We start from the raw sequence: 14,201 nt of genomic DNA, 5'->3' as shown, positions 1-14,201 counted from the left end.
TTTAACTATTTTTATTATAAGTTATAATAGGTTTGAAATAGAATAACAACCATCGCTTCGTTGTTATTTGAGCATATTTTAAAAAACCTGCTTTTTCAATCCCCCTTATCGAAGCTTTATTGGTTGTATCTACAATAATAAACAATTCATCTATTTTTTTTTCAAACAAACAATTCTTAGCAATATAATGAATCATTTTAGGATATAGAGATTGGCCTCTATATTTTAAAGGGGTATAGCAATCTCCTATTACAGGCCCTTTTTTATGGATTAATCTTAATAAAAAAATACGTTTAAATAAGGTGCTTCTATGCATAACAACCTCGCCATCATATAATTTATAATGGGTTTTTGTGTCAGACACTTGACTTTCTTTAACAGGATATTCAGGCAGGGACATGGGCTGATACATCTCCTTATCAAGGACAAATACAAAGACATCAATTTGCTTTAATTGCAATTTTTTAATAAAATTCCTTATCATTTAAATCGTTTTAAAATACCCGAAATGAAGGTCTTATTATTTTTTAAAATACCATAAGATTTTTTATAAAACTTAAATATAAAAGGATTTAAAATACGATAGTAGTGAGGCGTTTCATAAAAAATTTCTTGAGCTCCAAAATGGGCTTTAAATTCTCTAACACCTTTAGAGCCACCCATGGAAATATTATAGCCGCTAAAACCCAATTCAAAAGATTTTAAAATCCATTCCCAATGCAAGACATAACCTGCCTTAATGTCTGGTTTTCCTTTCTTAGTACCCCCAAAAATATTTGTTATATAATTCCCTGCTTGTATAGAGAATGATGCTCCTTTAATCTGATTATCATGTCTAAGAATCATAAAGTACCCCTTGTCCTTTGACATTAAGGACAAAAGCTGTGCTTTAATATCTTCATAAGATCTTAAGGCATAATTTCCTTGCAAAGCATTTGCTTCCACAATACTGTAGCCGGCTTTTAATTCACTTTCATATGTTACCAAGGTATTTTCAACCTCTAACCGATACGCTAGCCTGATATTCCTTCTGGTTTTAGCTGGTAACTGATTTATAAACTCCTCTGAGGTATTACAATCATTAAAGTCAATCCAATTAATTCCATAGGAACAATAAACATGGTCAAATAACTTCCCAGCTCTAAATTGACTTTCTGGTACTGCAACTTTTGTTGGGTGATATACGTGTTCTTGAATACTTGGGTGCGATGAAATAGGCAAACTAAACTGCGTATAACAGCAATTATGCTTTTTTGCCCTTTGCTTTAAAAGATCCAAACAACTGGGAATTTCTTTTTCAAAACCTTTTGAAAAGACAGGACCATGTGGAACAATGTAAAATTTAAAAAACAAGGCTTTTGCAATTACAGCTCCATACCCACCAATGATGGTTTCATCCTCTAAAAAAATACACAGCTCAAAATCAAAACCATAAGTGGTGTAACTATTTAACCAATCAGATAATAATAAATGATTCCCTCTTGGTGTTTTTGATATGAAGTCATCCCATTTCTTTAACCAGGTAGGGTCTTTTGTAAAAACATGGGTCATAAACTTACAGGTCTTGTTATTAAGTTATTACTGGTCGTTATATAAATTTGGCCTTCCTGATTTATATTAAACACCAGATCCTCTATGTGCCCCATATATGACACCAGTTGGTTTAAGGTTGGATTCCAAATGGCCTTTTTAGAAATCTTCTCCCCTAAATAGCTAAAATTTTCTGTGACCTGAGAATCAATACCTTCTTCAGCTAACAACTTTCCATGATGATAAGCTAAGGGCACCGAAAAATAGGTATGTGCGATACAAACACCACTTTCTTTGATAAAAGAATCCACACTACGTTTGTTTAAACCATATTTTAAATCGACCATCTCTAGGGTTTGAAATATCATGAATTCAGTATTCTTTATTTGATGCTTAAAAAACAAAGGCGTGAATTTAGCTAAAGGATAAACGGCCTGCTTTTTTTTCTTATAAAAAACTAAAATAGGAATAAAAATCTGCAATAAGACCATCAGGTTCCCCAATAGCTTTACAAATCGTTTCTTTTTAAAATTAGCAGCCATTTCTTTATAAAGGGCTGTTTGTTTTGGACTATTTACAAAATAGAAAAGAATGTTTTTTATCAATAGAGACAAAAACTTAAATACTCCGAACCCCTTAATCCCTTTTATATAAGCTTTTAAAGTAAACTGCTCTGGGCTTATTTGATTCAAAACGCCCTGAGTATTGGTTCCAGAATCTATATAATTCCATAAAATTCGAATGCCTTTTTCTTTTAAAACATCTGCATAAGTTTCTTGCTCCATGCCACTGGCTTCAAAAAGCGACAAATTATATGGCTGATACCCATGGTCTATCCAAGTAACCAGATCATCAACCGGAGGTTCAAAATTTTTGAAATCTGACAGGGCAAGGTCTCCAGACTTAATAGATTGCGATAAAGAATGATAAGCCAATTCATGCCCATCGGCTTTCCAAGCCAATAATTCTTCTGCATCCGTTTCAAAGGAGGCATTATCAGTACGTTTAGAAAACTGATTTAAGAAAAAGCCCTTGGTCATTTGAATCCCATGTGTTTTAAAAAACAAACGCTGGGCTTTTAAATTAGTAACTGTATCAAAATCGCAATGATCTGTAAAGCATAAAATAGCAGAGAACGGATGTATAGACCTGCTCACCTCCAACCCCTTATTTTTAGGAAACAATAAGGCCAATGGGTTTGAAAAATCATAATCAGTAAAGGATTGACAAATAGTTTTGTCATGTTCACCCTCCGAATACTTTGTATAAGGTTGTGCATTTTCAGGATTAAAACGCCATAGTAATACATGGGGCTTGTTTTTATCCACTTCCCAAATCCCAACAGACCTGTTTGCCTGAACAATGGCGCCATTCTCTAAGCTTATTATTTTTGGGGCATACCAATTAGCAATACGGTTTCTATCTATGGGTACCCAGGTATAATCGTGGTTTCTAAACAACTGAATGCGTTCTTGAAATGTAATCTCTATATCAAAACGACTGAATGTGTTAAGCGCCTCTACTTTATATAATACTATGTGACATTTAAAATCAAGCTGTTCTGTAACAAGAGCAACCTTGTTTTTTGAATTGGAAATAAGTTGAACAGATGCAATCATCTAAGTTAAAAATTTGTAGTTCTTGTTAAAACATAAAAAGCCCTAGCATATTAAAAAGCTATAATTTCATTTTTTATCATTCTTTATAACTCTGAAAATTTCATTTGCAATAATTTCAGAAGCTATAGGAGACCAATGGGTGTCATCGGCAAAAAATACATCCTTAACACCATTGTTTACATATGGTTCTAATACTTTTTTGGTATCAATAAAAAGATAGTCTTTTTCTTCTTTCCTTAAAAAATTAAAAAAAGAATTCTCTGGAAATGGATTGTCTTTTATATATGGGGCATATAAATCATACTTATCCACACATGGCATCACAATAAGTTTAATATTATCTTTTTCTAATTTCCTTTTAAAATTGTTAAGTACTTGATTTAACAAAAAGATGTTGCGTTTTGTAATACGATTTAAACTTGATATATCTTGATAATAAAAAGTTATTTCATCAAGATTTACACGAAACATATTTTCTACTAAATTCATTTTATATACATCAGAATCAAAGGGTTTTGGGCTAAACAAATAACCTAATTTATATTTATAATATTTCTTGGTATCAATTAAAAAATTATTTGTTTTTTTTAAAAATGTTTCTTCTGTTTTAGGATATACCCTTTTAATAAGTTTTATTTCTTCAAGCGAAATAGATGAATCAAAATTAACCTCTAAAACAAAGTCAATAAATCGTCTTTCTATTACTTCTATAATTATATAATCTATATTGTAATTACTTAAAATATCTCCATTAATTAACTCACTTAAAAAATGTACTGGATTATAATTACGAACTTTATAAAAACTATTAAAATTAAAATTAAGTACATTTAAATCATGATTTAATGCTAAATAATTTTGATACCCATATTGCTGCTGTCCAGAAAAAGAATCGCCAATGGTTAAAATATCAAATTTTGTAATTGTGTCAGATATTGCTCTTGAAAAATCAGTAAATTTCTTTTCTTGATTAAATGCGTCTCTAAATGTTAATCTGTAATTTTTATCATAAGATATTTTTCCAATCTTATTTAAGTCCCCTCCAGATTTTTGATATGAAAAACCAGCAAAAACAATAGCGCAAATAAATGGTAATAAAAAGACTAATATTTTAATACTAAATTGCTTCATGATCACTATTTCATTTAGTTATTAATAGCCTGACCAATAATAGAGATATGTTTTTCTAAAGTAAAGTTCTCCATAATATAAATTTTTCCTTCAGACCCCATTTGTATCGCCAACTCTTTATTATGTAGCAATTCTATCATTTTGTTTGCCATCTCATCCACATCATTTTCTTTAACCAAAAAACCTGTTTCATTATTTCTTATAACATCCGGAATACCTGCATGTAAAGTCGAAACAACTGGCAGTCCAGCTGCTGACGCTTCAAGAATGGCAACGGGTGTACCTTCGCTATCCCCATTTTCTGCCACTCTTGAATGTTGTACAAACATATATGATGCTGCTAATAATTGTTTGTGTTCCTCTCTGGTAATCCGGCCTTTAAAAACAACTGCTTCTTGTAATTTTAATTCTTCAACAAGCATTTTACAGGCCTCTAACAATGGCCCATCTCCTGCCATAACCAGTGTCGCTTCTGGACATTCTAAAAACACCTTAGAAAAGGCTTTAATCGTTAATTCAGGCGCCTTTTTATTTACAAATCGACCAACAGCTAAAATCTGCTTTGATAAAAAAGTTGGTTGCAATTCAAAAAAATCTTCGCTCGGACTTGCTGGAGAATAAACAATCTTATTTTCTGGACAATGTAAAGCTAATAAGTTTTTTTTCATATGATTAGACACCACAATTATCTTTTTGGCATATTGAAATAATGATTGATACATGGATTCATACTGCTCAATAATACGATATTGAGATATTTCATATCCCAAAGCAATAGCGACAAGTGGAATTTTTAATTCTTTACAAACCTCTTGGACTTCGGCTCCTGTATTTAAATACTCTGCAAATACCAAATCTACATCATGTTTTTGAAGATGCTTTTTTAATAAATGAGCTTTAAATGCTTCTGTTTTTATCCCAAATTTATCCCTTACTATCGTTTTATACTTATACCACCTTCTATATGTTAAAGATGGTTCCTCATTAGTCATTAAATATGGAAAAGCACCACCATAAACAACAATCTTTTCAAATGGCAGATAATCAATATGATTTTGAATAAATGTCTCCGTATAAGTAGACTTATTGGGTGTTAATAAAGCAATCTTCATCGATTTTAATAATATTTTTCTAGCAAGTTAAAAATATATTGCAACCCTGTGCCTTTTATAGACTCAATTTTATCTAGCGAATCTGAAATTTTAGTGGTGTCAATTTTTAAAGAATTTCCTTTCTCAACCACTTGAAACCTAGCTTTCTTGTTAAGAAATAACTCAATTTGTTTAATAATATCAGAAACCAAAAAACTTTCTCTAAAAGCCACATTTATCGTTTGATTACGGACATCACTTTTAATAAGATTTTCTACAATTAATTTTAAATCGTCTTTATCTATTAAGTTACGTTCAGCATGCTTCCATAAGGGTATTTCCACATCATGACATATAGCATCCACTAAATAATTTAAGATGGTTGCAGCATTCCCTTGTGGCCCAACAACATTCGACACTCTAAATATGAGATTGGCTTTGGTATGTTCTTTTATATAGGTTTCAATCTCTATTTTATGCTTCACATACGGACGATGTGCTACAGAAGCATCATAAATACTACAAGTACTAAAATAGATTAATAAAGCGTTTGGGTGTTTTTTAATTGTTGCTTCTAATAAAGCTGTTTCTCGTTGAAACTCTAAAACATTGGTTTCTGTAGAATTAGAAACACCTGCTGCAAAAATAATGACATCTTTATTTGTCTTATAATTACTAAATGCCTTAGCCATTAAACCATTTCCAACAACCATATTATTTTTTAAACAATTTATTGATTGACTTAATAGGCCTTTCTAATTTTATTGCTGCACGAATCACCTTTCTTTTTTTAAAATTCTTTAAAATCTCTTTATAATCATAATAGCCAATTATTTTATCACGCAACAGTTTCGCCTGCTCTAATTCAGGTTTGGAAAACATATAATCTATGAGCAGGTCTTTATTTTTATTAGAAGTAACTAACATCGAGTTCTCTCTCAGCCGATAATCAAAACAAATCTCCTGCACATATTTAAATTGCCAGCCTTTAAAAAAAAGCCGCATGTTTAAATCCCAATCTTCATAACCCATGATAGGCATGTTCTCATCATAGCCATGAACCGATTCCCAGGCTGTTTTACGCAACACCACACAGGCATCAATATAGTTTTTTTTAAGTAATCTGGAGACATCAAATGATCCCACAATAATATCTTGATTGTTGACTCCAAATTGTCTGTTATCTCCATAAACAATTCCAATAGTTGGATTCGCTTCTAGAATAGAAATTCCATAATCTATATACTCATGTCTTAGCTTATTATCTGCATCTAAAGCAATAATAAATGGCGCTCTTGAAACTTTAATGCCATTATTTCTGGCAGCCCCTAAACCCTGATTCTCTTGATGTATTATTGTAATATTCGAGTTAGTATAAGCTTCTAAAACGCTTTTTGTAAACCCTTGGTCATTAGAACCATCATTTACCACAATGATTTCTATAAGATCTTGATTGGGATAGCTTAAAACAGAGTCGATGGCTTCTGTTACATAAGCTCCCATATTGTAGCAAGGAATTACAACACTTAATTTTACACTCATCTTATTTCACACTTTTAAAACGAAGATACCTATTATAAAGTTTTTTGAGCAAAGGGGTCTTTGGAAATTTTAATTTACTAATTTTATAAGTGACTTCTCTAATTTTTATTCGGACAATTTCTTTTTCCTCTAAATTTAAAACAGGAAATATGACTTTATAAAAGTTCAAATAAATTTGCAAAGCTTTTAAAGTTTCCAGACCAGAATAGATGCCTTTGTCATGCACCCTATACACACACATAACCTCGTCCAAGCACTGTATTTTGTAGTTCTTAGAAACCAGCTTATACAAGCCCAGATCCCCAAAGGGTAATTTAGTAAACCAAGCAGGGAACTCCAAGTCCTGTGGCTTTCTAAATATTACACTGGCTGTTGCTATAAAATTATAGTGCTTTAATAACTCGATATATTTAAAAGGCCTTATATTAAATGGCTCAGGCATTTCGTGCAAACTCAACTTATTATCTCTTAAAACATTAACGCGATGAAAACAAACATTCACATCCTGGTTTGCCTCTAAAAAATCGACTTGTTTTTGTAATTTTAAAGGTTCTGTCCAGTAATCGTCTCCTTCGCATAAAGCGATATATTTACCTCTACAAGCTTTTAGGTTTTCAATCATATTAAAACGCCCTGTAGCATTTCCTTTAATATTAATGACATCTTCTCTGGAACGCAAAAATAAGTTTATTTTGTCTGGATATTTTTCTGCATAGGATTTACAAATGTCACGAGTGCCATCGGTACTTTCGTCTTCTCCTATAATAACCTCAAAAGGAAACGTAGTTTGTTGCATTAAGATCCCATCCAGACACTTTTTGATATAATTGACATGATTATAGGTAACAACACTAATGCTTACAAGAGGTTTTATTATCATACTTTAGGTTCGAAAAAGTGTGTTAAATTATTTATTATCAATTCTTCCTCAATACTATTTATTATTTCTGGATGTAGTTCTGTTTTCCATTGTGTTGCTACATCTTTGTTTTTAAATACAGCATATTCACTTTCATTATAGGAATTCTGGCTTTTCTCAAGAAATTCCATTGTTTGCCTTCCTATCTTAAGATTAACAAATTCAAACATTTTTTTACTTTCCGTATAAATATTATGCACTAAATCTTCATAAAAAACAACCCTGACGTTATTGGGAAATTCTTCCTGAAGCTTTAAATACTTCTTAGTTAAAAATAACCAATCGTCAAAACCCCAAAACTCTTCAATACTTTTTTTTCTAGATTTAGCTGTTCTCCATTCTTCTAAAGGATTTAAGTTTTGTGGAAACTCTTTAGGTGCTTTTAACCATGAATTTATAGCTCCACAAGGGTGTCTTACTATATGTATAAACTTAATGTCTGAAAACAGTTTTAATAAATTATCCGTTAGATTATGATATCTGGTATCCTTTATTACTAATTTAGTAAGCTCATTCTTAATAAATATAGGATACTCCCCAGACTCTCTTCGATAATTCTGGTTAATAAAATCATCTTTAGTTACAAAAACTCTCTCAAATAAATCAAACCATTCCTGTTTACTGGAATTCTCATCAACAAAATTTTTAAAGGCATAAGAAAACAAAGGAGATAGTTTAAAACTTATATTAGGATGACTATCAAATATTTGGCTTAACCAACTAGTACCCGACCTAGGCATTCCATTAATCCATATAACATCTTTACTCTTCATTTTTTTAATCTCACATTAAATCTATAATGAGCCGTATGATTTTTATTATGGTGCATAAAATATTTTGCCTCAAACCTATATTTATCTGCTATTTTTTGTATCTCATTTTTTGTCCACCAATAGCCAATACCTGACTTACTATTGTAAAAAGTTACATCTAAAATATAATTTATTTTACGTGTCAACGTATTATAAAAGTGCCATTTTCTTTCTTTATCTAAAATACTACTCATTAAAATAGTCACTTTATGTTTTGACAATTTAGATATAATTAAATCTAATGATTTAGGTTCAAAATAAGCCAAACAATCATTCATCAATACCTTAGTAACATTATATTCAGCAATAAGCTTATTGATATATTCAGAATTTAAAACATCTACAACATAATAACTAATATTTTTATTTGTACTATGCTTTTTTGCGTTTTCTATAAATGATTGTGAAAAATCTACACCAATAACTTTTTCAACTGAATTGGATAATTTATAACTTAAAACACCATTCCCACAACATAAGTCCAAAATTACATCGTCTTTTTTTAAATCTAAATTAACAATAATTTCATTTATATCTTCTTTAAATTGTTCCTCAGAAATAACACTTCCCCCTACAGTTTTACCTACTTGATATAATAAATCATTTTGTGATTTTATTTCAATCACTCTATAATTCTGCCAAAAAGTTTTCCAATTTTTCATTTATTTTAAATTAAAATTTTTCAACATCTCTTTAACTTGACTTACATCATTAAACATCAACACATCTATAATAGATAAAAAAGGCACAAATACATTCGAAAACTGTTTATACTGAGTTGGCTCAAGTTCAAGAAAACTTAAAGAAATGCCTTCTCTCTCATATTTTTGAACATCAAAAAAGGAACGACCTCCTGGCAAATTTACATATGTATCATACTTTAAGGCTTTACATATATGTAATGCCCATTCATCTGGAGCTTTCACTTCATCTATTTCTACTTTCATTTCAGACCAAATAGAAATAGGAGTTATAATACCAAGATAGCGACAAAGTATTTGTAAGGATTTATAATTCAAACTCACAATACTGGAATATTCTTCATCAAAGATTTCATGAAGAAGCGCTATCACATTCTTATAGTAAGGCGCTCTTTTTTTATAATGATCTAATTGTGAAATTATTTTATGCTTCCAACTCAAGTTATTATTTATAATAACATTTTCAATTGTTGTATTTCTTGCATGCTTCACCAAAGGTACTTTTATATACATGGTATCTCCATCTAACTTAAGAACTTTATTTCTCTCTATCCAACCATGCCTAATAAACTGAGGTGTATCAAACAAAATAAATTCGTCAACATAATTTATTATGGCTATATATCCTAAATATGGCATAAAGTAAGGCTGCATAATGGCTACTTTCATATATGCTCAATTAAGATATTTTTAATTGTTTCTATATCTTCTATTTTTAATCCAACATATAAAGGCAAACATAAAACACGTTTACTAATAGATTCAGATATTGGCATTGCTTTACCTTTTACATAATCTATTGTATTTAAAGATGGATAAAAATATCGTCTAGGGAAAATAGATTGCGTTTCTAAAGCCTTAACAACTTGTAATAATTGGTTCTCAGATTCAAAAATCACTGGATAATAACTAAAATTCCAATCTGTATGTTCGCGTATTTTAATTTTTTGGATTGGCAAAGCACTTAAAGCTGTATCATAAATATTTACAATTTGTTGGCGTTCGGTTAATATCATATTCATATAAGGCAAAACTGCAAGACCCATAGCAGCTTGTGGCTCACTCATCTTCGCATTAATACCTACTCCTTGAAAATCCTCTTTGCTTTTATGTCCAAAATTATGACTAAAAAACATTGCTTCAAAATAGTCTGGTTTGCAAAACAAGGCACCACCTTCTCCTGTATGAAACAATTTGGTGGCATGAAAACTACAGGTACTCACATCGCCAAAACTAAAAATAGACTGCCCATTATAAGTCACTCCAAAACAATGGGCCCCATCATAAATCACTTTTAAATCATGTTTTTTGGCAATACGCTCAATTTCTTCTACATGACAAGGGTTACCAAATACATGTGTGGCTAAAATAGCTGATGTTTTTGGGGTTATGGCCGCTTCAATCTTTGTTTCGTCTATAGTTAAATACTCTGGATGGATATCTACAAATACAGGCCTACAGCCTTCCCATACAATACTAGAGGTGGTTGCAACATAAGAAAAAGGTGTGGTTATTATTTCACCTTTTAGTGCTAATGTTTTTATTGCTATTTGCAATGGCAAGGTACCATTAGTCATTGTTAAAATGTTTGAAACAGAAAGATGTTCTTTTAATTCAGTCTCCAAAGTTTGCACCAAAATACCTCTGTTGGTCATCCAGCCTGTATCCCAAGCTTTTTTTAAAATAGCTTGATACTCTGCTTGTGGTGGTAAAAATGTTTTGGTAACGTTTATCATTATTGTTTTAATCCTATATAAAGAATTGATGATGGTTTTAAACCTAATTTATTGAAAGCTTCTTCTCCAAACTTATTTATATCATATTGTATTAATTTAAAGCCACCGTTTTCAATTCTACTCATAAAATCTTTTTTTGAAAACAATCTAAGGTGATCTGCCTGCCCATAATACTTTACTCTATCTTCTTCACTAGTATGGCTCTTATCTTCTAATGTAAACTCTAATTTAGGGATTACAGGAGCCATTATTATTCCTAAACCTTGAGGTTTGAGAATACGATATAATTCTTTCAATGCTTTATCTGGATTAGCAACATGCTCTAATACATGTGAACAAATAAAATAATCGAATGTATTGTTATTAAAAGCCTCCATATTTTCAATATCCAACTTATAATCAACACCATCCATCATTAAATCTGTAGTAGTTACTTTAAAGTGTTTTTTTAAAAACAAGTCATTCAGTTTCCAAGCTGGAGCAACATGTAATAATAATTTTTTAGAATTTTTTGGCAGTACAAATCTCTTAAAATATTCGGCATACATTCTATCTCTATCAGAACTGCCACAAATTGGGCAAGAATAAGTTTTTACATTTACATGCTCATTTTGCCCAAAATACTTGTAACCATGAATTTCAGCATTTATTCTATAAAAATCAGGTAAAGGCAAATATACATTCAAATTACTGTTACAAACAGTACAATGATAAGTGTTCCCCTTATATGTTTTTAATAGCTTATGCTTATTATATAACGACTTTAATCTTTTCTTAATTTTTTTAATCATCTATTGGATGTTTTACCTTAAAATAGTAAAATTTTTTATCTTTTAAATATGCTATAATTACTAATAAAAAACAATAATAACCAAACTAATTATTGCTTTCAAAAGGTATTAATTTTTAAAATTAATTAATTCAGAATCTAATAGAAAAGGGGTCCACATTTGTTCTTCATGATCTATTTTAATAGAAATAGCCTTATGTATCTTATAATAAGTATTAAAACTCTTACTTTCTGAAGCATTAAAAGTTAAATGATAAATTCCTTTAGATAGATAGATGTTATTTAATTTAAATGAAAAGTCAATAAATCCCTTATATTCAATGTCATTCAATTGTTGCCCAGTTGGAAATATTTCTGCTACTCCTCTTTGTTCTTTATCATAAATTACTAATGAAATATAAGGCATTTTTGATAAGGTCAAGTTTTTAATCTTAAAATTTAATTGGATGGTATCGCCCCAGCTCACTTGATAAATACCATTAATTGGTTCAACTCCTTCGATAAATGCTTCTTCTAAGCTAATACTATTATCTGTATAAACAAGACTTGACTCTTCACCTGTTAAAAATGAATTATAATATTGATCAATGCCTTTAGACACGTTCTCTCCTTGATATTTAACTTTTCCTTTATCCATTAAAATTATTTGACTACAAATACGACTCACCATGGGCATGTTATGTGACACAAATATCACTGCTGTTTGTGGTAAAATAGCATCAATGGTTTTAAAACACTTTAAAATAAAGCCTAAATCTCCTACAGCCAGTACCTCATCAATAATCAAGACATCGGGTTCCATTTGTGCAGCAACCGCAAAGCCTAAGCGTACTTTCATACCCGAACTATAATGCTGTACAGGCATGTCTATAAACTCTTGCAGTTCTGCAAAATCTATAATAGCCTCTAGCTTCGAATCTATTTCTTTTCTGCTAAAACCTAAAATAGCGCCATTGTTATAAATGTTCTCACGGCCACTTAGAATGGGGTTAAAACCAGCGCCTAACTCGATAAGAGCGCCTACGCGACCTTTTATGGTTACTTTTCCTGCATCTGGATTAATCAGTCCATTTAATATTTTTAAAAGCGTCGATTTTCCAGCCCCATTATGACCTATCAAACCTAGACATTCGCCTCGTTTTAATTCAAAATTAATGTCTTTAATGGCCCAAAACTCTTTTGGACGTAACTCACGTTCCTCACTGGACCCACGCACTCCACTAACCAAATCTTTTACTCCATACCAAAGACTCGTCTTTAAGTCTTTGCAAAACTTCTTGCTTAAACCTTCTACTTTTACAAGTACTTCGTTATCCAGTAATGTATCCTGTTTCTTTGACATTTATTTTTATAACACTATCTAATTTTCTTTTCTATATAATTGGTCTTCGACAAGCTCAGACTGACATCAAATTAATACCATTTTATACTTTAAATTCTAGGCGCTTAATCTTTCTACAATAATAGGAATTGATATTCTATAGATAATCAAGCCTAAAAACAAAAAGGGAATACAAACAACCAAAACCATCAAAAAATAATTGATATGTTCTGGCGAAAAACCTACTACCAAATCACGAGCTGTTAAAACAATTGGTGTTATTGGGTTCCAGGTCATGATGGCTTTCATAATACCTGATTCTGGAATGGCGTAGACCACTGGGGTAACATACATTAAAAACTGCATCCCGAAAGTGATAATTTTACCTATGTCTTGATATAATAATCCCATGGGGGTTATAAACAATCCCATAGTGGTTCCAAACAAAATAGCTCCAAAAATAGCCAGAGGAAATAAGAGCAAACTCCAATGAAATCCAACACCAAAAGCAAAAACAAATAAAATCAATAAGATAATTTTAATAGCACTATCAAATAACAGTTTGTAAATTCCAGACATTATAAGTGCTTCTTTAGGAAAATTGATTTTCGTTAAAATCCCCTTAGCAGCGTTGGTACTTTGTATGGGTGAATTAATAGCCGCCACAATAATTGACCAAATTAGAGTCCCTGAAAAAGCATACACTGGATAAGGGATTCCTGTATCTGATAATCTAACAGTCCCCGTTTTATTTAGAACTATCCATACTAAAGCTGTAGCTAATGGCGCAATAAATGCCCAGATTATCCCTAAATAAGACTGCCTGTATTGTGCCTTGATGTCTCGCTCAGCAAGTTGTCTTGCTAAAAAACGGGATTTATAGATATCCCGAATACTCGCTTTTAAAAGCGCTCCAATGTTAATAGTCCGTTCTTTTTGGTAAACTCTTGTTTCTAATGGCATGGAAAAGAAATGCTTTAGGCGAATATAAACAAAGAGCTTTTAATTA

General features: G+C 31.0%; 15 protein-coding genes. All 15 read right to left on the bottom strand.

The annotated features are described in order from the left end of the window. Nucleotide 1 precedes the first annotated feature (1 nt). The gene (locus tag FVF61_RS05795) at nucleotides 2–484 is read right to left on the bottom strand and encodes a hypothetical protein (protein ID WP_148454300.1); all 483 of its coding nucleotides are present in this window, start codon (nucleotides 482–484) and stop codon (nucleotides 2–4) included. After that, entirely contained in the window at nucleotides 481–1,551 is a 1,071-nt protein-coding gene (locus FVF61_RS05790; protein ID WP_148454298.1) for a lipid II:glycine glycyltransferase FemX, read from the bottom strand. Before FVF61_RS05790 ends, FVF61_RS05795 begins: the two co-directional genes overlap by 4 nt. After that, nucleotides 1,548–3,149, bottom strand: a complete 1,602-nt coding sequence (locus tag FVF61_RS05785) for a hypothetical protein (RefSeq protein ID WP_148454296.1) — start codon at nucleotides 3,147–3,149, stop codon at nucleotides 1,548–1,550. Before FVF61_RS05785 ends, FVF61_RS05790 begins: the two co-directional genes overlap by 4 nt. A 66-nt stretch (nucleotides 3,150–3,215) precedes the next feature. After that, a complete protein-coding gene (locus FVF61_RS05780; RefSeq protein ID WP_148454294.1) occupies nucleotides 3,216–4,280 on the bottom strand; it encodes an alginate O-acetyltransferase AlgX-related protein in 1,065 nt (354 codons plus the stop codon). A 14-nt stretch (nucleotides 4,281–4,294) separates the two neighbouring features. Then, nucleotides 4,295–5,392 (bottom strand): glycosyltransferase family 4 protein, encoded by a 1,098-nt coding sequence (locus FVF61_RS05775; protein ID WP_148454292.1) that lies wholly within the window; start codon nucleotides 5,390–5,392, stop codon nucleotides 4,295–4,297. A 5-nt stretch (nucleotides 5,393–5,397) separates the two neighbouring features. Then, nucleotides 5,398–6,063, bottom strand: a complete 666-nt coding sequence (locus FVF61_RS05770; protein WP_148454290.1) for an NAD-dependent epimerase/dehydratase family protein — start codon at nucleotides 6,061–6,063, stop codon at nucleotides 5,398–5,400. Nucleotides 6,064–6,085: 22 nt separating this feature from the next. Beyond that, nucleotides 6,086–6,913: a glycosyltransferase family 2 protein gene (locus tag FVF61_RS05765; RefSeq protein WP_148454288.1), complete on the bottom strand. Its 828-nt coding sequence runs from the start codon at nucleotides 6,911–6,913 to the stop codon at nucleotides 6,086–6,088. A 1-nt stretch (nucleotide 6,914) separates the two neighbouring features. Then, entirely contained in the window at nucleotides 6,915–7,793 is an 879-nt protein-coding gene (locus FVF61_RS05760; protein ID WP_148454286.1) for a glycosyltransferase family 2 protein, read from the bottom strand. Then, nucleotides 7,790–8,605: a sulfotransferase family protein gene (locus tag FVF61_RS05755; RefSeq protein WP_148454284.1), complete on the bottom strand. Its 816-nt coding sequence runs from the start codon at nucleotides 8,603–8,605 to the stop codon at nucleotides 7,790–7,792. Before FVF61_RS05755 ends, FVF61_RS05760 begins: the two co-directional genes overlap by 4 nt. Further along, complete coding sequence (locus tag FVF61_RS05750) at nucleotides 8,602–9,306, bottom strand: class I SAM-dependent methyltransferase (protein ID WP_148454282.1); 705 nt, start codon at nucleotides 9,304–9,306, stop codon at nucleotides 8,602–8,604. Before FVF61_RS05750 ends, FVF61_RS05755 begins: the two co-directional genes overlap by 4 nt. Further along, nucleotides 9,307–10,014 (bottom strand): WbqC family protein, encoded by a 708-nt coding sequence (locus FVF61_RS05745; protein ID WP_148454280.1) that lies wholly within the window; start codon nucleotides 10,012–10,014, stop codon nucleotides 9,307–9,309. Then, nucleotides 10,011–11,081, bottom strand: coding sequence for a DegT/DnrJ/EryC1/StrS family aminotransferase (locus FVF61_RS05740; RefSeq protein WP_148454278.1), 1,071 nt, complete (start codon nucleotides 11,079–11,081; stop codon nucleotides 10,011–10,013). The genes FVF61_RS05745 and FVF61_RS05740 overlap by 4 nt, the downstream gene beginning before the upstream one ends. Further along, entirely contained in the window at nucleotides 11,081–11,872 is a 792-nt protein-coding gene (locus tag FVF61_RS05735; RefSeq protein ID WP_148454276.1) for a class I SAM-dependent methyltransferase, read from the bottom strand. Before FVF61_RS05735 ends, FVF61_RS05740 begins: the two co-directional genes overlap by 1 nt. Nucleotides 11,873–11,980: 108 nt before the next feature. Then, nucleotides 11,981–13,213 carry an ABC transporter ATP-binding protein gene (locus FVF61_RS05730; RefSeq protein WP_199757276.1) on the bottom strand — a complete coding sequence of 411 codons (1,233 nt, stop codon included), beginning with the start codon at nucleotides 13,211–13,213 and terminating at the stop codon, nucleotides 11,981–11,983. 96 nt (nucleotides 13,214–13,309) lie between these two features. Then, a complete protein-coding gene (locus FVF61_RS05725; RefSeq protein WP_148454274.1) occupies nucleotides 13,310–14,155 on the bottom strand; it encodes an ABC transporter permease in 846 nt (281 codons plus the stop codon). Between the last annotated feature and the right edge of the window lie 46 nt (nucleotides 14,156–14,201).

The sequence above is a fragment of the Xanthomarina maritima genome, from assembly GCF_008084905.1.
Classification (GTDB): Bacteria; Bacteroidota; Bacteroidia; order Flavobacteriales; family Flavobacteriaceae; genus Xanthomarina; species Xanthomarina maritima.
Note: the sequence above shows the minus strand (reverse complement) of the source record. Positions and strands in the feature narration are given on the sequence as shown.